The organism is Acidovorax sp. (assembly GCF_046341535.1).
Classification (GTDB): domain Bacteria; phylum Pseudomonadota; class Gammaproteobacteria; order Burkholderiales; family Burkholderiaceae_C; genus Acidovorax.
In genome coordinates this window covers 53,566-71,381 of the sequence record NZ_JBKDRI010000159.1, presented here as the reverse complement: position 1 = coordinate 71,381, position 17,816 = coordinate 53,566, and the positions used below count along the sequence as shown (strand labels likewise).

Genomic DNA, 17,816 nt, shown 5'->3' with positions numbered 1-17,816 from the left:
CTGCGGGCGGCGAGGCAGAGGTCGGCGCGGGGCTGACCGATGTCGATGCCCGTGCGGGCTCGGTGACAAACCCGATGCGGGCCAGGCCTGCGCGGTGCGCGGCGTCCATGACCTCGACCACGCGGCCATAGGGCACGCCCGCGTCGGCGCGCAGTTGCAGTTCGGTGTCGGGCTGCTTCGCGCCGATGCGGCGCAGCCGCTCGGCCAGGGCGGCTTGCGCCAGTGGCTGGTCATCGAGATACGCCTGGCCTTGTGCATCGACCACCACCGTCACGGCCTGGGGAGTGGAGCCCGCAGAGCCGCCCTCGGCGCGCGGAAGGTCCAGCCGGATCGAGCTGCTGAGCAGCGGGGCGGTGAGGATGAAGATCACCACCAGCACCAACATCACGTCCACCAGGGGGGTCATGTTGATGTCGCTCATGGGCTGGGGGCCCGTGGTGCGTTCCAGCCGGCCGAAACTCATATCCCACCGCGCTGTTGATCGGCCCCGGCCGCCGCATCGCCGCCACGGGCTGCGGTGTCGACGAGCAGTTCGCGCAGGTCCAGCGCAAAGCCTTCCAGGTCGGCTTCCACGCGCCCGATCAGGCGGCCGAACACGTTGTACGCCAGCACGGCCGGTATGGCCACGGCCAGACCCGCAGCCGTCATCACCAGTGCTTCACCCACCGGGCCCGAGACGCGGTCGATGGTGATTTGGCCGGCCCCGGCGATGGCCGTGAGCGCGTGGTAGATGCCCCAGACGGTGCCCAGCAGACCCACGAATGGCGCGGTGGAACCCACCGTGGCCAGCAGTACCTGCCCAAACTGCAATTGGCCCAGCACGCCGTGCAAAGCGTCGCGCAGCACCCGCGTGAGCTGCTGCTGAAGGCTGCCAGCGCCAGCCAGGCTGGGAGCGGCTGCCGAGGTCCATCGCCCATTTGCTATCGAATGTGCAGCAACTACCAGAGGCAGGACAAGCGCTTGCCGGTCAAATGACTGCAATCGCTGCCGCGCCAGTTCCAGCGATGGGGCCTGCCAGAAGGCGGCCGTGCATCGCTGCACATCCACGCTGGCATGGCGCATGGCGCGCAGCTTCCAGAGGATCACCACCCAACTGGCGACCGACATCGCCAACAGCAACACGGCCGTGGCCTGCGTGACGGCATCGCCCTGGCGCCACCAGTGGAGAATGTCCATGGATCAAACCCCTATCGAATGCGCCCCCGGCGCCTGGGCCGCCCCGGCGCGCTCGCGGTGTCCGCCTTCCCGCGTGGCGCAGCCATGCGGGATATGGGTGACGGCGCATCGCGCCACAGCGGGGCGTTTCACTGCAGGCCCAGCACGTCGAACATGTCGAACATGCCGGTGCGGTGCCCTGCCAGGAAACGCACGGCGCGCAGGCTGCCCTGGGCATAGGTGGCGCGGCTGGACGACTTGTGCGTGATCTCGATGCGCTCGCCGATGCCCGCAAACAGCACGGTGTGGTCGCCCACGATGTCGCCACCGCGGATGGTGGCAAAGCCGATGCTTGACGGGTCGCGCTCGCCGGTGTGGCCGTAGCGCTCGTACACCGCGCACTCCTTGAGGTCGCGGCCCATGGCCTGGGCGATCACCTCGCCCATCTTGAGGGCGGTGCCCGATGGCGCGTCCACCTTGTGGCGGTGGTGGGCCTCGATGATCTCGATGTCGTACCCGGTGGCCATGGCCTGGGCCGCCATCTGCAGCAGCTTGAGGGTGACGTTCACGCCCACGCTCATGTTGGGCGCCATGACGATGGCCGTGCGCTGCGCGTGGGCCGCAATCTCGGCTTTCTGGGCATCGCTGAAGCCGGTGGTGCCGATCACGGCTTTCACGCCCAGCCGGCTGCACACGGCCAGGTGGGCCAGAGTGCCCTCGGGGCGGGTGAAGTCGATCAGCACGTCGGCGTTGGCCAGGCCCGCTTCCAAGTCGGCAGTGATGGCCACGCCGCTGGCGTGACCCAGGAAGGCGGTGGCGTCCGAGCCCACGGCGGGGCTGGAGGGCAGGTCCAGGGCACCGGCCAGCACGCAGTCGTCGCTGTCGCGAAGCGCTTCGATGAGCATGCGGCCCATGCGGCCGGAGGCTCCGGCAATGGCAACACGGCAACGGACAAGGGATGGGGGTGAATCAAGGGCAGACGAAGTGGTGCCGTTCATGAGAGTCCTGTAACGAAAGTGCTATGGCCGCCAGCGGATGCCGGGGCCGACAGCAGGCCAACCGTCAGCGCATCGGCGCTTCCAGCGGCGGATAACTGGTGGGCGCAGGCTCCAGCGCTGCGGGTGCAGCCGCCGACTGGGCGGGGGCCGGGAACCTCGCGAGCTGCTCTGGGGTGGCCTCCAGCGCCGGCACCTTGACACTGCCGCTGCGCTTGCCCAGCGAAGCCACAAACTCGGTTTCAGAGGGCATGTCGTCGCCCTCGGCACGGTCCATCAGGTCGCCCTTGAAGAACACCGTGAGCTTGCGCGTCTGCAGGGGCTCGCCGGGGCGTTTGAGCGTGAACACGTATTCCCAGCGGTCGGCATGGAACAGGCTCGAGACCAGCGGCGTGCCGAGGATCTCGCGCACCTGCTGGCGGCCCATGCCGGGCTGGAGCGCGGCGACCTGCTCGCTGGACACGAAATTGCCCTGCACCACATCTACCCTGTACGGCTTGACGATGCCGGCAATGCGGTCAGAGGCGCCCTGGACGCTGCTGCATCCGGCCAGAGCGATCATGCTGGCGCAGATCATCAGGGTCAGCGCCACACGGGTGCTGCAACGGGCTTGAACGGACATGGGTCAAAGGGCTGAGGATATGATCGAACCATTGTAGCGGCAGCCCCTAACGCAGCTGTGCCTCACCCTCGCGAGGATGCAGAGTGTCCTCAGGACGCCAGGGGGCCGCTGCGCGAACCGGGCCCGACGACTTCGCAACGGGGCAGTCCCCGAAGGCGCATGCCATGACCAACATTGACGAACTCAAGAGCACCGGCCTGAAGGCCACCCTGCCGCGCCTGAAGATCATGGAGCTCTTCCAAAAAAGCGCTCAGCGGCACATGACGGCTGAGGATGTGTTTCGCGTGCTGCTGGAAGATCGCTCGGACATCGGGCTGGCCACGGTGTACCGGGTGCTCACGCAATTTGAGCAGGCGGGCATTTTGATTCGCAGCAATTTCGAGAGCGGCAAGGCGGTGTACGAGCTCGACGAGGGGCAACACCACGACCACTTCATCTGCACATCTTGTGGCAAGGTGGAAGAGTTTTACGACGCTGACATCGAAAAACGCCAGCAGGAGGTTGCTGCGGCAAAAGGCTGGCGGGTGCAGGACCACACCATGGCGCTGTACGGCCAGTGTGCAAGCTGTGCAAGCAAATAGGCTCGCCCTGAGGCGCTGCGCGCCTTCCCCCTGAGGAAGGGGCGCCCCCGGGTCGCTCGCCAACCGGGTCCCCCGCTGGTGGGCAAACCTCAGCCGCCGGTGTCGCGATCCATGACGCGGCGGTGCCGCTCTACAAATTCCTGATAGGTATCAATACCGCGCAGTTGCAAGATGGTGTTGCGCACGGCGGCCTCGACCAGCACAGCGATGTTGCGGCCGGCCACCACCTGAATGACCACCTTGAGCACCGGCACGCCCAGCACATCCTGCGTGAGCGGCTCGTAGGGCAGACGCTCGTATTCGCGCTCCAGTGTCTCTTTGCGAACCAGATGCACGATGAGCTTCAGGCGCATCTTGCGGCGCACGGCTGTCTCGCCGAAGATGGCCCGGATATCCAGCAGGCCAATGCCGCGCACCTCCAGCAGGTTTTGCAGCAGTTCGGGGCACCTGCCTTCGATGGTGGTCTGGTTGATGCGGTACAGATCCACGGCATCGTCGGCCACCAGACCATTGCCACGCGAGATCAGTTCCAGCCCCAGCTCGCTCTTGCCCAGGCCCGATTCGCCCGTGATGAGCACGCCCAGCCCCAGGATGTCCATGAACACGCCATGCACCGTGAGGCGGTCGGCGAAGTGCTTGGACAGGTAGGTGCGCAGCACGTCGATGACAAACGCCGACGACTCGTGCGTGGCGAACATCGGGATCTGCGCCCGCTCGCACATCGACACCAGCTCATCGGGCGCCACCTGGCCGTCGGCCAGCACCAGCACCGGCGGCTCCAGCGTGACGATGCGGGAGACGCGGCGCTTGCAGTCCTCGGATGAGGCGCTGCTCAGGTAGGCGATTTCCCGCTCGCCGAGGATCTGGACCCGATACGGGTGGATGTAGTTGAGGTAACCCACCAGGTCAGCGCCGGAGCGGGCCGACCGCACGGCGACCTCATCGAAGCGCCGCTCGGAGGCGCCCAGGCCGGCCACCCACTCCCATTTCAGTAGCCCGCGAAATTCCTCAAAGAGGACATCGGCACTGACAACATTGGGCTTCACGGCTGGGGGCAGCGGCTGCGGGTTGAACCAGATTCAAGCCGGTCAGGCAGCCTGGGTGGACTGCCAGCCGGCAATCATGCCGTGCAATTCGGCCGCATTTCCGCAGGCCTTGAGCTTCTCGCGCAGGGTTGCATCGCTGAGCAGCTCGGCAATCTCTGACAGGATTTCCAGGTGCTTTTGCGTGGCCGCCTCCGGCACCAGCAAAAAGATCAGCAGGCCGACGGGCAGCTCGTCCGGCGCGTCAAAGCCGATCGGATTGACCAACTGGAACACCGCGGCCATCGGGGCTTTGAGGCCCTTGATGCGGCCATGCGGAATGGCCACGCCGTGGCCCAGCCCGGTGGAGCCCAGGCGTTCGCGTGCGAAAAGGCTGTCAGTGATGAGTGCGCGCGAGAGGCCGTGCTGGCTCTCGAACAGCAAACCGGCCTCTTCAAAAGCACGCTTCTTGCTGGTGGCGTCCACACTCACAAGCACTTGAGCGGAAGGCAGGATGGAGGCAAGTCGGTTCATGGTCGGGATTCGCGATTATGCACATGTTGGCGAAAACCCTGATGCCGGCACATCAGGCAACAAAAAACCGCCTGTCAGGGCGGTTGCGGGCCGGGCTCAGGGCCGGCGCATCAGACGTGCATGTCGCGCTTGGCTGCTTCGTGATGGTGGTCTTGCAAACGATCCTTGTGGCGCACGACCTGGCGATCCATCTTGTCGATCAGCTCGTCCACTGCGGCGTAAAGATCTGAATGGGAACTTTCTGCAAACAGGTCGCTGCCCTTGACGTGGATGTTGCACTCCGCCCGCTGTCGCTTTTCTTTTTCCTTTTGCTTTTCCACCGTGAGCAGAACCTTGATATCCACCAGCTGGTCGAAATGCCGGGTGACTCTTTCCAGCTTGGTCTTGACATAGCTGCGCAAGGCTGGAGTGACTTCGAGGTGATGCCCGCTGATCGTCAAATTCATAAAGTGGTCTCCTTTGGCTCTCGGTGGAAAAAAGCCATCCTTTGGTCGAGGAATGGCCCGGGGAAATCTCTTAACTTTTTCAACAAACTGCTGGCTTGGCTTCACTATGCCCCCGCCACCGGCGAAAAGCAATCCCAAACCGTCACTTATTGCTGGGTTATGCCGGTCGGGGTGCGGTAGCACCCGAGCGAGCGCAATCCCGAAAGCGACCGAGGACCGCGGCTTGTGCCGACTTCGCGCCTAGGAGCCTGTCGGACTTGGAAGTCGTCGGCTGCAAATCGACCGCAGCGGTCCATTTTTTGCCTTCGCCGCTCTTCGACAGCACCGCCTTTTTGCCCCATAGCTCGGCTATGGGGCTGCAAATTAGGCAAAACCTGTCCTCGCTGGGGCCGATTCTCGCTTTCGACGCTCCAAGTCCGACGGGCTCTAGCGCGGCCTGGCCGGGCCCCCGTGCATGTGCAGTTGTGCGACGGCAAGCATCGACAACAGGCTCCCCGCAATGCCCAACACGGCGCACATCCAGTAGCCCTGCATCAGCCCCTGTGCATCGCGGCTGATGACCAGGCCACCCACCACCGAGGCCACGCCCATCGAGGCTGACTGCACCGACGCATTGAGCGTCATGAATGTGCCGCGCAGTTGCGGCTGGGCGGCCGATGCAACGATGGACATGCCCGGAATCATGCGTCCGCTGACGATCGCAAACATCAGCGTGGAGACGATCAGGACCACCCACAGCGGATGGCCTGCCACCAGGGTGATCCCCAGCAGGCAGGGCGCTGCACCCAGCGCCAGCGCTCTGAAGGTCTGGACCTTGCCGTAGCGGTCGGTCAGGCGTCCGAACAGGCGTGCCGTGAAGAGCGTCGTCACGCCGCCGCACAGATAGACCAGCGGGATCTGCTCGGCGCGCACCCCTGCATTGGTCTGCAAGTAAATGGTGATGTACGGAATCACCGTAAACCCGGTGAACATCAGCAGCGCGGTGAACACAAACGCCCAGCGATGGTTGGCATCGGCCAGCACCTGCAGGATGCCCTGGATGGCGGAGCGGCCCGAGGCCGCATGCACATGCGCCGACAGCGTGGGCATGGTGCGCGCCGCCACCACGGCCAGGATGCCGACCATGGCGGCAATGGCAAAAAACGGTGTGTGCCAACTGCCCCACTGGGCCAGCAGCAGCCCCAACGGCACCCCGGCCACGGTGGACAACGAAAACGACGTCATCACGATCCCCATGGCCTGGCCCCGCCGTTCAAACGGCACCACGTCGGCCACGATGGTCTGCGACATGGCCGACAACACCCCGCCAAAGAAACCGGCCAGCACGCGCGCGACCATCAGCGAGCCGTACGTCGGGGCGAGCCCGCAGGCCAGTGTGGCCAGACCGAACAGCGAGTAAAGCACCAGCAGCAGCCGCTTGCGGCCAAAGCGGTCGATGTAGGTGGACGCCAGCAGGCCCGAGGCGCCCGCGGCCAGCGTGTAGGCCGACACCAGCAAGCCAAACTGCGCGTCGCTGATGCCAAACAGCCGGGTGAACTGCGGCCCCAGCGGCATCATGATCATGAAATCAAGGATGTGCGTGAACTGCACGCCAGCGAGCGTGATCAGCAGCCAGAGCTCGCGGCGCTGCAGGCCCGGATCCGGCGCAGACACAGGCGCGGGGCGGGACGAATCGGACGTGGTGTGGGGCACAGGAAGCCGCCCGGCGGCGGACGCAAGCAACAAAGCAGCGCAGTGTGCCGCAATGCACGCGATCGTGCAGCGGGCGGCCCGGAACAAAGTGGGGCACCGCGTAAAATTCTTACCTTGCGCGGGGTGCTGCCCCGGCACGATACCGCCCTACAGGCCAGAACGCGGCGGACTCCGACTGCCCACACCCACACCATGAACCAGCCAAGCTCCCCCGCCCTGCACACCTCTGCCCTGACCTCCCTGCCCCTGCTGGCGCGGGGCAAGGTGCGCGACAACTACGCCGTGGGCGAAGACCGGATCCTGATGGTGGCCAGCGACCGCCTGTCGGCCTTTGACGTCATCATGGGCGAGCCGATTCCGGGCAAGGGCGAGCTGCTCACGCAGATGGCGCTGTTCTGGTTCGACAAGCTCGGCCACCTGTGCCCCAACCACCTCACCGGCGATGCCCCTGAAAGCGTGGTGAGCCCCGCAGAAGCCGCCCAGGTGCGCGGCCGTTCGATGCTGGTGCGGCGGCTCAAGCCGATTCCGGTCGAGGCGGTGGTGCGCGGCTACCTGGCGGGCAGCGGCTGGAAGGAGTACCAGCAGTCGCAGTCCGTCTGCGGTGTGCCGCTGCCTGCCGGCCTCACCAACGCAGCCAGGCTGCCAGAACCCATCTACACCCCTGCAGCCAAGGCCGCCGTCGGCGAGCACGATGAGAACATCACATTCGAGCAGACCGTGGACATGATCGGTGCCGACCTGGCCACCCGCATCCGCGACCTGAGCATCGCCATCTACAAGGCCGCAGCCGAGATGGCCCTCGCCAAGGGCATGATCATTGCCGACACGAAGTTCGAGTTTGGCCTTGCGCCCGACGGCACGCTGGTGCTGATGGACGAGGTGCTGACCCCGGACAGCTCACGCTACTGGCCTGTGGAGGGCTATGCCGACGCGCTGGCCCGTGGCGAGAATCCACCCAGCTACGACAAGCAGTTTGTGCGCGACTGGCTGGAGCAGGCGCAGATTGCCGGCAAGCCCTGGGACAAAACCGCGCCCGCGCCGCGCCTGCCGCGCGAGGTGATCGAAAAAACCGCCGCCAAGTACCGCGAGGCGCTGGATCGGCTGATGGGCTAGTGCCCTGAGCCGCTACGGCAGCAACGCGGTCAACTCAGCACCACCGAGCTGAGGCGGCGGCGGTAGCTTGCCACCACCGGGTCTTCGGGCGGGATCTGCCCCTCGGCGACCTTGACCTTGGGCGGCTCGATGATCTCCAGGATCGACACATAGGTCTTGCGGGCCGCCTCTTCGCCCCAAGCCTTGTCGCGCATCAGGATCTCCAGCAACTCGTCCATGGCCTCGGTCCAGCGCTGCTGCACCATCAGCAGGCGGGCGCGGGCGTAGCGTGCGTCAAAGTCGCGTTTGTTGGCGGCAATTTTGGTATCAAATTCGGCCTCTACGCCTGCCCCTGAAGCGCTGGAAGCTACAAAATCAATAGCATCCATCCAGGTCTTGAGCGCACCCAGGCGCAGCGAGCCGGCTGCCTTGGCAATCACTGGCGCAAAAGCGACCTTGGCGTCGTCGTCGTGCCCCAGCTGCAGCAGCAGCTTGACGTAGTCAAAACGGGCGTCGTCATTGCCCGGGTCGGTCGCCACCGCGTGCTGCAGCTTCTCCAGCGCGGTGTCTGCATCCCCCGACGACAGCGCTTGCATCGCGTCGTCTTCCTCGATGCCGGACTCGATGGCCTCGGCCGAGGGAATGTGCTTGTCCAGGAAGGCGCGTACCTGGCCTTCGGGCAGGGCGCCCATGAAGCCGTCCACGGGCCGGCCTTCCATGAGCAACACACAGGTGGGAATGCTGCGGATGCCGAACATGCTGGCGATCTGCTGCTCCTGGTCAGAGTCGATCTTGGCCAGCTTGAAGCGGCCCGCGTACTCGGTTTCGAGTTTTTCCAGCACCGGGCCGAGCGACTTGCACGGGCCGCACCACGGGGCCCAGAAATCGACCAGCACGGGCACGTTCATCGAGGCGGCAACGACCTCGTCTTCAAAATTCTCTACGGTGACGTCAATCATGATGGTTCGGGCGCAGTCCTGTGAAGCGTGGCCGCCATTTTCGCCCATCGCCCGGTGGCGCTGGAGGCCGCGCGAACGCAAAACGTAAAATTACGGGTTCTACCCACCGCGCCAGCGGGCCTTGGGCCCCGGCCAGCGCCACCCCACACACCATGAAACCCATCCAGATCGGCGTGGTCATGGGTTCCAGCAGCGACTGGGACACCATGCAGCATGCAGTGCACATCCTCGAGCAGTTCGGCATCGCTCATGAGGCCCGCGTCGTGTCGGCCCACCGCATGCCCGATGACATGTTCGCCTACGCCGAGGCCGCAGCCGCCCGGGGCCTGAAGGCCATCATCGCCGGGGCCGGGGGTGCGGCGCATCTGCCGGGCATGATCGCAGCCAAGACCAGCGTGCCCGTGCTGGGCGTGCCGGTGGCCAGCCGCCACCTGCAAGGCGTGGATTCGCTGCACTCCATCGTGCAGATGCCCAAGGGCATTCCGGTGGCCACCTTTGCCATCGGCACGGCCGGTGCCTCCAACGCGGCCCTGTTTGCGGTGGCGCTGCTGGCCAACGAAAGCCCCGCGCTGCGCCAGCGCCTCGAAGCCTTCCGCGCCGAGCAGACGCAGGCAGCACGCGACATGACCTTGCCCCCCGCCGCATGACCGAAGCGCTCACGCCCCTCCTTCCAGGATCGACGCTGGGTGTGCTCGGCGGTGGCCAGCTCGGCCGCATGTTCGTGCACCAGGCGCAGGCCATGGGCTACTTCACGGCTGTGCTCGATGCCGACCCCACCAGCCCGGCCGGGCTGGTGAGCCATCACCACATCCAGACCGGCTACGAAGACCCCGCCGGTCTGGCCGAACTGGCCCGCGTGGCCGATGCGGTGACGACCGAGTTCGAAAACGTGCCCGCCGCCGCGCTGGCCGCGCTGGCCCGGCAGCGCCCGGTATCGCCCGCCGCCAGCGCCGTGTCGGTGGCGCAAGACCGCGCGCGCGAGAAAGCCCACTTCGTGGCCTGCGGCGTGCCCTGCGCCCCCCATGCCGTGATCGAAACGGGCCAGCAGCTTGCCGCCGTCTCGCCCGAACTGCTGCCCGGCATCCTCAAGACCGCCCGCATGGGCTACGACGGCAAGGGCCAGGTGCGGGTGAAAACCGCCGCCGACCTGGCCGCTGCCTGGGAAGCCGTGGGCCGGGTGCCCTGCGTGCTGGAGAAGATGCTGCCGCTGCAGCTCGAGTGCTCCGTCATCGTGGCGCGCGGGGCCGATGGCGCCATGGTGCATCTGCCGGTGCAGCGCAACCTGCACCGCGACGGCATCCTGGCCGTGACCGAGGTTTATGAAGAAAATATGCCACCCGCGCTTGCCACACAAGCGATAGATGCTTCCAAATCTGTAGCAGAAGGTCTCCAGTACGTGGGCGTGCTGTGTGTGGAATTTTTCGTGCTGCAAGACGGCAGCCTGGTGGTCAACGAGATAGCTCCACGTCCGCACAACAGCGGCCACTACAGCCAAGATGCCTGCGACGTGTCGCAGTTTGAGCTGCAGGTGCGCACGATGGCGGGCCTGCCGCTCACGCCACCGCGCCAGCACAGCGCGGCCGTCATGCTCAACCTGCTGGGGGATCTGTGGTTTGCCCATGGCGATACGGCGCAGACCCCTGCCTGGGCCAAGGTGCTCGCCCTGCCGGGCACCCACCTGCACCTGTACGGCAAGCGCGAGGCCAAGCGGGGCCGCAAGATGGGCCACCTGAACATCACCGCTGCCACGCCGGGGGCCGCGCGCGCCACGGCGCTGCAGGCCGCCGCCCTGCTAGGCGTTGCCCCGTTCTGAATCGGGTGGCGCACATGATTCTGGACGGCACACAGCCTGGCTCCATCGCCGCCGCAGCACGCGCCCTGCGCGGTGGTGGGCTGGTGGGCATGCCCACCGAAACGGTGTACGGCCTGGCCGCCGACGCGGGCAGCGACGCCGCCGTGGCGCTGGTCTTTTCTGCCAAGGGGCGTCCCAGCGACCATCCGCTCATCGTGCATGTGGCTGATGCGTCGGGCATAGACCGTTTCTCGCGCGAGGTGCCCGCCTTTGCACGCCGGCTGGTCGATGCGTTCTGGCCCGGGCCGCTCACCCTCATCCTGCCCCGCCTTCCCGGCATTGCCACGGCGGCTGCCGGTGGGCAGGACAGCATAGGCCTGCGCTGCCCGGCGCACCCGGTGGCGCATGCCCTGCTGACCGCGTGCGCAGCGCCTGCCGATGCCGCCGTGCCCGGCGATGCGCCCGTCTGGGGTGTGGCCGCGCCCAGCGCCAACCGGTTTGGCCGCGTCAGCCCCACCACGGCGCTGCATGTGCAGCAGGAGCTGGGTGATGGCCTGCTGGTGCTGGACGGCGGCCCCTGCGAAGTGGGCATCGAGAGCACCATCGTGGATTGCACCCGGGGTGTTCCGGTGCTGCTGCGCCCCGGGGGTATCTCGCGCGCGCAAATCCAGCAAGCCTGCGGCATCGCACCTGTGTCGCGGGACGACCTGTCCAGCCAGAGCCCGCGCGCATCGGGCACCCTGCAGGCCCACTACGCCCCCCAGGCCAAGGTGCGCCTGATGGACGCCAAATCGCTGCAGACCGGCCTGGACCTGCTGGGCGCAGAGGCGGCCCACATTGCCGTGTACTCCCGGGCCGCACTGCGCACCCCATCGGCCCGGCTGGTGCTGCGCCGCATGCCTGATGACGCCGCCGCCACCGCGCAACAGCTCTTTGCCGTGCTGCGCGGCTTTGACGAGCAGGGGGTAAAGCTGATCTGGGTTGAAACACCGCCCGCCTCGCCAGAATGGGAAGGCGTGCGCGACCGCCTGCAGCGCGCCGCAGCCGCGTAAGCCGAGCACACCCTGCAGGCCCGCCCCCATGCGCCCCACGCCCGTGGCCGCGCCGCTGGTGCGCGCTGCTTTACATGGCCACGCATGGCCTCGTTAAACTAGCTGGCTCGTTTCTGGAGAATTACACATGGCAGCAAATTGGATGCGTCGTACCGTTGTGGTCGCCGCATGTGCATCAGCCGCGTTGCTTGCGGCTTGCGGGTCAAGCACCACCGAATCGGCCATCTCGCCCCAGCGCTTCATCGCGTTCGGTGATGCGTTGAGCGATGTGGGACAAAACGGCTCGCGCTACACCGTCAACGACGGCAGCGTGAACAACTGGACACTGCAGGTGGCAGCCAGCTACGGCAAGCCCCTGGCCGCGGCCTCGGCAGGTGGTCTGAGCTATGCCGTAGGGAATGCGCGCGTCAGTGCCAAGCCGGACGCCGCAGGCAATGCCGCCTCGCCCACCGTGACCGAACAGATCAGCACGTTTCTGGCCAGCGGCAACTTCACGGGCAATGATGTCGTGTTCATCACGGGCGGAGCGAGCGACGTGATTGCTGGCATGGCAGCCGTGAACGCAGGCACCCAGACCGAGGCCCAGATGACTGCCGCCGCCCGCAAGGCCGGCGAAGACCTGGCCGCGCAGGTGCGCCGCCTGGTCAACGCGGGCGCCAAGTACGTGGTCGTCACCGGCACGTACGACCTGGGCAAAACCCCCTGGGCCAAGGCCATCGCCCGCGAGTCCCTGCTCTCCACCGCCAGCAGCCGCTTCAACGAAGGCCTTCTGGTGAACACCGTGGACCTCGGTGCCAACGTGCTGTACGTGGACCTGGCCTATTACGTGAACCTGTACACCAGCACGCCCGGCAACTTCGGCTTCAGCAACGCCACCGCAGCCGTGTGCACCTCGGTCGATGCGGGCAATGGCATCGGCATTGGCGCAGGGCAACTCAATTCGTTGCTCTGCACCGGCTCGACCCTGCTGCCCAATGCCAACCCTGCGGCCTACGTGTTTGCCGACAGCGTGTACCTCACGCCGTCGGCACAGCGCCAGTTTGGCACCTACGCCTACAACCGCCTGCGGGCCCGCTGGTAGTCTTAACAGGCCCTGCCGCATCCCCTCGGGTGCGGCCACAAAAAAGCCGACCTGGGGTCGGCTTTTTTTGATCCCGGGCAGACACGCATCAGACCCGTACCCCCCCGGCAAGAACACCGAGGGACACGCGCCCGCATCGGCTGCGCGGCATGGTGATCACTTGACCATATCGAACAACCACCGCGCCTGGACGTGGCAAAACGGTGGCTCGTACGTCCCGTGGTAGCTGCCGTAGTAGGTTGCAAACTCGGCCGACGTGGGGTCGGTGGGCGCCTTGCCCCCGGGGCCAAACGTGGACTGCACCAACGCATCCACATCCACCGAAACCACATTGGTCAGGCCGCGGCTGTCAAAGTCGGCCTTCATCGGAATCTGGTGCACCGCAGGAGGCACCGTCGGGTCTCCGGCACCGCCGCACAGCAGCAAGCGGGACTTTGGACTCCATCCCAGCAGGTCCTGCTTTTTCGCTGCCACGGTCAGCGGGTGCGCGGCGTTGGTCTGAGCGCCCTGCAGAAAGGCAGACTGGAACACGGCATCGCGCGCCTGGTTGGGCGTGACGCCCGGGCCGCCCGGCAGGCGCCCGGTGGTCACCAGCGTGGTGGTATTCAGCGTCGGGCTGGGCAGCAGTGTTTCGATGTAGCTGGCATAGGGCGCCTTGAAGGCCTGATTGACATCGGTGTAAATGTTGCCGTACACCTTTTGCCACGCAGTGACCAGGAAGGGTACGAAGAACTGGTATCCGGCGATGGCATCGGTGAGGCTGAGCGAGCCCGACATGTTGTACGGGCCTGCCAGATGTGCGCCGGCAACGACGTTGAACTCGGTTCCGTAGTCGCGTTCGGCCGAACGGTGGGCCGCCATCGATGCGTGGCCGCCCTGCGAGTATCCGACGAACATGACCTTGCCCGAGAGGTTGGCGCCCACGGTGCCCGCGGCGTTGCGCGCAGCGCGCACCGAGTCGATGACCGTGGTGGCTTCAGAGTCTGCATGCAGGTACGGGTGGAACCCATACGTGGACTTGGCATAGCCCAGGTAGTCGGAGGCAACCACTGCATAGCCCTGCGCTGCGTACATGGCTGCCAGCAGGAAGGTTTCGCCATCCTGCGGGTTGGCCAGCGTGCGGGGCTTTTGCAGGTCTGTGCCCTTGGCGTAAGCCACCAGAGCCGTAGCGCCGGTGCAACTGCCGGCGGGCACCAGCATCACGCCCGAGGCGTTGCTGCTTTCGCCGCTTTTGGCTCCCGGAGTGACGTAATTGAGCGCGACCACCTTCACATCGCACCTGGCCTTGCCGGTGATGCCCTGCAAGCCACCGCTGGCCGTCCCCGCGTCAATCTGGGCGGCGGTGAGGGTGGTCAATGTGGCCGGCGGGTCGATCAGCGAGCCGCGCGCCGGGTCGTCAGAACCGCCGCAAGCCACCAGCAAAAGCGCGGCTGCGGCCACGCTGGTCAGGCGCAAGAGTGTCATAGATGGATTCCTAAGGTCAGAAATGAATCGTCGGATGGTACAACGCGGCCGCACCGTACCGTCCATAGGGGACAACGCGCAGCAACCACCCGTCCAGACACCTGTGCGACAGTTTCGACAGCATCCGAATGAAAGCCGCTGCGTTCGGGGAACACAGGCTCAGTCGCGCTTGCGCGGGCCATAGAGCAGCTTCATGCCCAGGATGGCGCTGGCCAGCATGAGCGTGATGGCATTGGCAATCACGATCGGCCATGCCTTGAGGGCCAGCCCATACGCCAGCCACAGCGCGACGCCAACGGTGAACACGCTGTACATGCCCAGCGAGATGCCGCTCACGTCACGGGTGCGGAAGGTATGCCAGGCCTGCGGCACGAAGCTGCAGGTGGTCAGGGTGGCGGCAACGTAGCCTACGAGATCTGAAAAGGGCATGGGCCAAACAACTTTAATGACGATGAAGCATGCAGCTGGTGGCATGCGGCGGTGGATGGCTATGCCTGCGGATCAACGGCCTCACTGGTCGCGGTACGCCCAGTCAACCAGGCTGTCGAGCACCGGCCGGGCCGCACCGGCTGCCGGGTGGTTGACCACGGCCACCAGCGCGTAGCGGCGGCCACTGGCGCCATGCACGTAGCCGGCGATGGCCATGACATCGCGCAGACTGCCGGTCTTGAGGTGGGCCGTCCCGACGCGGCTCTGGCTGCGGCGCAGGGTACCGTCCACGCCAGAGATCGGCAGCGATGCCACCAGCTCGGGCATCACGGGCGATGCCCATGCCACCTGCAGCATGCGCGCCAGCGCCTGGGCCGTCAGCCGGGCATCGCGGCTCAGCCCCGAGCCGTTGTCGGCCAGGGGTAACTCGGCATCGCCCAGGCGGGCCAGCCACCACTGGCGCAGTACGTCGCGGGCACCGTCCAACGTTGCCACGCCATTTTTTTGCAGCGCCAGCGTCAGAAACACCTGCTGTGCCATCACGTTGTTGCTGAACTTGTTGACATCGCGCACCACCTCGGCCAGCGTGGGTGAGGTAAACACCAACGCGGGCTTGAGCCCCTGCGGCACCTTGCCGTCGCGCACGCTGCCGGTGAGCTTGCCCCCCAGCTCGCGCCACATACCCTCCACAGCGCGGGCGGCAAATCCGCGCGGATCGGGGGCAGCCACGGGCCATACCCGCTCGCCACAGGCCGCTGGATACACCCCCTGAAACACCACCCTGGCGGGATCGGTCAGTTCCGCGCGCAGCGCGGCGCGCCAGTCACCACACTCCGCCCCGGAGGCTGCCAGCGCCACGGTTCCCGGCCGCTGCACGCCTGCCAGAGGGAGGTCGTAATGAATCCGCGCCAGGCCTGCGGCCGGATCGGGCACAAAGGTCATGACCGACGACTTGTAGTTGAGCAGCAGCGCATCGGGCGCCGCGTTGTAGGGCCGCAGGGGCTCGCCATCGAAGCGGGCCGGGTCCTGCTCGGGCACGTCAAAGGCCGACCGGTCCAGCACGATGTCGCCAAAGATCACCTCGATGCCCAGAGCCCGCAGCCGTCGCATCAGCATCCACAGACGCTCCACCACCAGCTTGGGATCGCCCCGGCCCTCGATATAGACATTGCCGCGCAAGCTGCCGTCCTGCACGGTGCCCTGGAGGTACACGGGCGTGTTCCAGGTATAGGCCGGGCCCAGTTGCTCCAGCGCGGCATAGGTGGTCACCAGCTTCATGACCGATGCCGGATTGACTGGCACCTGCGCCCGATGGGCCAGACGCGGCACGACACGGCCCACGGGTTGCGCGTCCACCACCATCACGGCCAACGCGTCGCGGGGCAGTTTTGCGCGGGCCAGCGCGGCCTCGACCTCGGCTGGCAGCGCTGCCTGGGCTGCGGAGGCTGGCCCCGCCGTCTGGGCCTGCGCCAGCCCGGTGATGCTGGTGCAGGCCCATGCCAGGGCGGTCACCCACAGTGCGGCGACCACGGGCGATCCGTGGCGGGCCAGGAAACAGAAGGCAAGTTGCATGGCGCGGAGTCTATCGCCCGGGGCCTTCGCTGCACCAGGATCGGCTCAGTCGTTGACGGGGGTAGGTGCCGCGCACGCCCGGCTGGTGCGCCCGGCTGGTGCTGGCGCCCGATAATCACGCCATGCGCTTGTCTCCCCGTGCCATGGGCCTTTTGGCGGCCATCGTGACCGTCACCATCTGGACCGGGTTCATCGTCATTGCGCGCGCCTCGGCCCAGCATACGCTCGGGCCCTTCGATATTGCCCTGCTGCGCATCGTGGGGGCCAGCCTGGTGCTGGTGCCCTGGGGCTGGTGGCTGGTGCGGCGGCGCATGCGTGATTCCATCCGCACCGGCGCAGCGCCCGCGCCCTCGAGCCTGCTGGGTGTTTCACCCTTGGCGCTGCGCACCACCGCACTGCTCGGCACGTTTGGCGGTCTGCTCTACGCCATGCTGGCCTATGCGGGGTTCTTTCATGCACCGGCCACTCATGCGTCGGTGTTGATGCCGGGCAGCCTGCCGTTGTGGACGGCGCTTTTGGCTGCCGTGCTCCTGCGCGACCACATCACCCCCCTGAGGGCCGCCGCGCTGGCGCTGATCGTGGCGGGTGATCTGCTGGTGGGCGGGCGCAGCCTGCTGAGCGCCTTCGACGGTGGCGATGTGTGGAAAGGCGACCTGCTCTTCATGCTGGCGGCGTCCTGCTGGGCCGCCTACAGCGTTCTGGCGCGCCGCCACGCGGTCGATGCGGTGCAGGCCACCATTGCCATCACGGCGTTTGCATGCCTGGTGTATGTGCCCGGTTATGCACTGCTGACCGGTCTGGGCGCCCTGTCCAGCCGTCTGGCAGACGCCCCATGGGGCGAGATTGCCTTCCACCTGGCCTTCCAGGGGTGTGGCTCGGTGGTCATTTCCGGCATCAGCTTCACGCGCATGATCCAGCACTTCGGCCCGGTCCGATCCACCATGATCACGGCGCTGGTGCCTGGCCTGTCGGCCATGGGCGCGGTGGTGTTTCTGGATGAGCCCTTGCACTGGAACCTGCTCGGCGGATTGCTGCTGGTGACGGCGGGCATCCTGCTGGGGGCGCTGCGCGGTGGCAACAAGGCGCCCCCGCCCGCAGCGGCCTGCGAGCCCGCTGCCACCGGTCGGGTGCAGGGCTGAACCTGCAAGCCGTTGGCCTAGGAGCCTGTCGGACTTGGAGCGTCGAAAGCGAAAATCGGGCCCAGCGAGGACAGTTTTTGCCGAATTTGCAGCCCCATAGCCGAGCTATGGGGCAAAAAGGCGGTTAAAAATGGGCCGCTGCGGTCGATTTGCAGCCGACGATTTCCAAGTCCGACAGGCTCCTAGCGC

General features: G+C 66.4%; 19 protein-coding genes. 7 read left to right on the top strand and 12 right to left on the bottom strand.

Annotated features, from left to right (window positions below; all coding sequences use genetic code 11):
* The 4 genes from ACK543_RS11985 to ACK543_RS11970 all read right to left on the bottom strand — a co-directional run.
* On the bottom strand, nucleotides 1-463 hold a 463-nt coding region (locus ACK543_RS11985; RefSeq protein ID WP_409943076.1), incomplete at its 3' end, for an ExbD/TolR family protein.
* Complete coding sequence (locus ACK543_RS11980) at nucleotides 460-1,176, bottom strand: MotA/TolQ/ExbB proton channel family protein (protein WP_409943075.1); 717 nt, start codon at nucleotides 1,174-1,176, stop codon at nucleotides 460-462. The genes ACK543_RS11980 and ACK543_RS11985, both read right to left, overlap by 4 nt.
* A gap of 128 nt (nucleotides 1,177-1,304) precedes the next feature.
* Nucleotides 1,305-2,153 (bottom strand): 4-hydroxy-tetrahydrodipicolinate reductase, encoded by an 849-nt coding sequence (gene dapB, locus ACK543_RS11975; RefSeq protein ID WP_409943074.1) that lies wholly within the window; start codon nucleotides 2,151-2,153, stop codon nucleotides 1,305-1,307.
* A 64-nt stretch (nucleotides 2,154-2,217) separates the two neighbouring features.
* Nucleotides 2,218-2,772, bottom strand: coding sequence for an outer membrane protein assembly factor BamE (locus ACK543_RS11970; protein ID WP_409943073.1), 555 nt, complete (start codon nucleotides 2,770-2,772; stop codon nucleotides 2,218-2,220).
* A gap of 164 nt (nucleotides 2,773-2,936) precedes the next feature.
* On the opposite strand from ACK543_RS11970, the gene fur reads away from it, so the two are divergent.
* Nucleotides 2,937-3,353 (top strand): ferric iron uptake transcriptional regulator, encoded by a 417-nt coding sequence (fur, locus tag ACK543_RS11965; protein ID WP_409943072.1) that lies wholly within the window; start codon nucleotides 2,937-2,939, stop codon nucleotides 3,351-3,353.
* A gap of 89 nt (nucleotides 3,354-3,442) precedes the next feature.
* Here fur and hprK read toward each other — a convergent pair whose 3' ends face one another.
* From hprK to ACK543_RS11945, 4 genes are all read right to left on the bottom strand, one after another.
* Complete coding sequence (gene hprK, locus ACK543_RS11960; protein ID WP_409943071.1) at nucleotides 3,443-4,399, bottom strand: HPr(Ser) kinase/phosphatase; 957 nt, start codon at nucleotides 4,397-4,399, stop codon at nucleotides 3,443-3,445.
* A 42-nt stretch (nucleotides 4,400-4,441) separates the two neighbouring features.
* Nucleotides 4,442-4,909, bottom strand: coding sequence for a PTS sugar transporter subunit IIA (locus ACK543_RS11955; protein WP_409943070.1), 468 nt, complete (start codon nucleotides 4,907-4,909; stop codon nucleotides 4,442-4,444).
* Between the two features lie 110 nt (nucleotides 4,910-5,019).
* The gene (gene hpf / locus ACK543_RS11950) at nucleotides 5,020-5,355 is read right to left on the bottom strand and encodes a ribosome hibernation-promoting factor, HPF/YfiA family (protein WP_409943079.1); all 336 of its coding nucleotides are present in this window, start codon (nucleotides 5,353-5,355) and stop codon (nucleotides 5,020-5,022) included.
* Nucleotides 5,356-5,781: 426 nt separating this feature from the next.
* Nucleotides 5,782-7,008 (bottom strand): MFS transporter, encoded by a 1,227-nt coding sequence (locus ACK543_RS11945; RefSeq protein WP_409943069.1) that lies wholly within the window; start codon nucleotides 7,006-7,008, stop codon nucleotides 5,782-5,784.
* Between the two features lie 231 nt (nucleotides 7,009-7,239).
* Between ACK543_RS11945 and ACK543_RS11940 the strand changes: the two genes are divergently transcribed.
* Entirely contained in the window at nucleotides 7,240-8,160 is a 921-nt protein-coding gene (locus ACK543_RS11940; RefSeq protein WP_409943068.1) for a phosphoribosylaminoimidazolesuccinocarboxamide synthase, read from the top strand.
* Nucleotides 8,161-8,189: 29 nt separating this feature from the next.
* On the opposite strand, the gene trxA is transcribed toward ACK543_RS11940, so the two are convergent.
* Complete coding sequence (gene trxA / locus ACK543_RS11935; protein WP_409943067.1) at nucleotides 8,190-9,098, bottom strand: thioredoxin; 909 nt, start codon at nucleotides 9,096-9,098, stop codon at nucleotides 8,190-8,192.
* A gap of 152 nt (nucleotides 9,099-9,250) precedes the next feature.
* Here trxA and purE point away from each other — a divergent pair, with 152 nt between their 5' ends.
* The 4 genes from purE (at nucleotide 9,251) to ACK543_RS11915 (ending at nucleotide 13,023) form a co-directional block, all read left to right on the top strand.
* Nucleotides 9,251-9,745, top strand: coding sequence for a 5-(carboxyamino)imidazole ribonucleotide mutase (gene purE / locus ACK543_RS11930; RefSeq protein WP_409943066.1), 495 nt, complete (start codon nucleotides 9,251-9,253; stop codon nucleotides 9,743-9,745).
* The gene (locus ACK543_RS11925; RefSeq protein WP_409943065.1) at nucleotides 9,742-10,911 is read left to right on the top strand and encodes a 5-(carboxyamino)imidazole ribonucleotide synthase; all 1,170 of its coding nucleotides are present in this window, start codon (nucleotides 9,742-9,744) and stop codon (nucleotides 10,909-10,911) included. The genes purE and ACK543_RS11925 overlap by 4 nt, the downstream gene beginning before the upstream one ends.
* A 14-nt stretch (nucleotides 10,912-10,925) precedes the next feature.
* Complete coding sequence (locus ACK543_RS11920; RefSeq protein WP_409943064.1) at nucleotides 10,926-11,942, top strand: L-threonylcarbamoyladenylate synthase; 1,017 nt, start codon at nucleotides 10,926-10,928, stop codon at nucleotides 11,940-11,942.
* Between the two features lie 127 nt (nucleotides 11,943-12,069).
* Nucleotides 12,070-13,023: an SGNH/GDSL hydrolase family protein gene (locus tag ACK543_RS11915; protein WP_409943063.1), complete on the top strand. Its 954-nt coding sequence runs from the start codon at nucleotides 12,070-12,072 to the stop codon at nucleotides 13,021-13,023.
* A gap of 156 nt (nucleotides 13,024-13,179) precedes the next feature.
* Here the strand turns inward: ACK543_RS11915 and ACK543_RS11910 are convergent, their stop codons facing one another.
* The 3 genes from ACK543_RS11910 to dacB form a co-directional block, all read right to left on the bottom strand.
* Nucleotides 13,180-14,487 carry a lipase family protein gene (locus tag ACK543_RS11910; protein WP_409943062.1) on the bottom strand — a complete coding sequence of 436 codons (1,308 nt, stop codon included), beginning with the start codon at nucleotides 14,485-14,487 and terminating at the stop codon, nucleotides 13,180-13,182.
* A gap of 159 nt (nucleotides 14,488-14,646) precedes the next feature.
* Nucleotides 14,647-14,916: a SemiSWEET transporter gene (locus ACK543_RS11905; protein ID WP_409943061.1), complete on the bottom strand. Its 270-nt coding sequence runs from the start codon at nucleotides 14,914-14,916 to the stop codon at nucleotides 14,647-14,649.
* A gap of 81 nt (nucleotides 14,917-14,997) precedes the next feature.
* On the bottom strand, nucleotides 14,998-16,488 hold the full coding sequence (gene dacB, locus ACK543_RS11900; RefSeq protein WP_409943060.1) for a D-alanyl-D-alanine carboxypeptidase/D-alanyl-D-alanine-endopeptidase: 1,491 nt from the start codon (nucleotides 16,486-16,488) through the stop codon (nucleotides 14,998-15,000).
* A 122-nt stretch (nucleotides 16,489-16,610) separates the two neighbouring features.
* Between dacB and ACK543_RS11895 the strand changes: the two genes are divergently transcribed.
* On the top strand, nucleotides 16,611-17,627 hold the full coding sequence (locus ACK543_RS11895) for a DMT family transporter (RefSeq protein ID WP_409943059.1): 1,017 nt from the start codon (nucleotides 16,611-16,613) through the stop codon (nucleotides 17,625-17,627).
* The last annotated feature ends 189 nt before the right edge of the window (nucleotides 17,628-17,816 follow it).

Coding starts and splice junctions, on each gene's coding strand:
- ACK543_RS11970 (WP_409943073.1), bottom strand. CDS start 2,772: ATGTCCGTTCAAGCCCGTTGCAGCACCCGTGTGGCGCTGACCCTGATG.
- ACK543_RS11925 (WP_409943065.1), top strand. CDS start 9,742: ATGACCGAAGCGCTCACGCCCCTCCTTCCAGGATCGACGCTGGGTGTG.
- trxA (WP_409943067.1), bottom strand. CDS start 9,098: ATGATTGACGTCACCGTAGAGAATTTTGAAGACGAGGTCGTTGCCGCC.
- dapB (WP_409943074.1), bottom strand. CDS start 2,153: ATGAACGGCACCACTTCGTCTGCCCTTGATTCACCCCCATCCCTTGTC.
- ACK543_RS11980 (WP_409943075.1), bottom strand. CDS start 1,176: ATGGACATTCTCCACTGGTGGCGCCAGGGCGATGCCGTCACGCAGGCC.
- fur (WP_409943072.1), top strand. CDS start 2,937: ATGACCAACATTGACGAACTCAAGAGCACCGGCCTGAAGGCCACCCTG.
- ACK543_RS11920 (WP_409943064.1), top strand. CDS start 10,926: ATGATTCTGGACGGCACACAGCCTGGCTCCATCGCCGCCGCAGCACGC.
- dacB (WP_409943060.1), bottom strand. CDS start 16,488: ATGCAACTTGCCTTCTGTTTCCTGGCCCGCCACGGATCGCCCGTGGTC.
- ACK543_RS11915 (WP_409943063.1), top strand. CDS start 12,070: ATGGCAGCAAATTGGATGCGTCGTACCGTTGTGGTCGCCGCATGTGCA.
- ACK543_RS11910 (WP_409943062.1), bottom strand. CDS start 14,487: ATGACACTCTTGCGCCTGACCAGCGTGGCCGCAGCCGCGCTTTTGCTG.
- ACK543_RS11895 (WP_409943059.1), top strand. CDS start 16,611: ATGCGCTTGTCTCCCCGTGCCATGGGCCTTTTGGCGGCCATCGTGACC.
- ACK543_RS11905 (WP_409943061.1), bottom strand. CDS start 14,916: ATGCCCTTTTCAGATCTCGTAGGCTACGTTGCCGCCACCCTGACCACC.
- hpf (WP_409943079.1), bottom strand. CDS start 5,355: ATGAATTTGACGATCAGCGGGCATCACCTCGAAGTCACTCCAGCCTTG.
- ACK543_RS11940 (WP_409943068.1), top strand. CDS start 7,240: ATGAACCAGCCAAGCTCCCCCGCCCTGCACACCTCTGCCCTGACCTCC.
- ACK543_RS11955 (WP_409943070.1), bottom strand. CDS start 4,909: ATGAACCGACTTGCCTCCATCCTGCCTTCCGCTCAAGTGCTTGTGAGT.
- purE (WP_409943066.1), top strand. CDS start 9,251: ATGAAACCCATCCAGATCGGCGTGGTCATGGGTTCCAGCAGCGACTGG.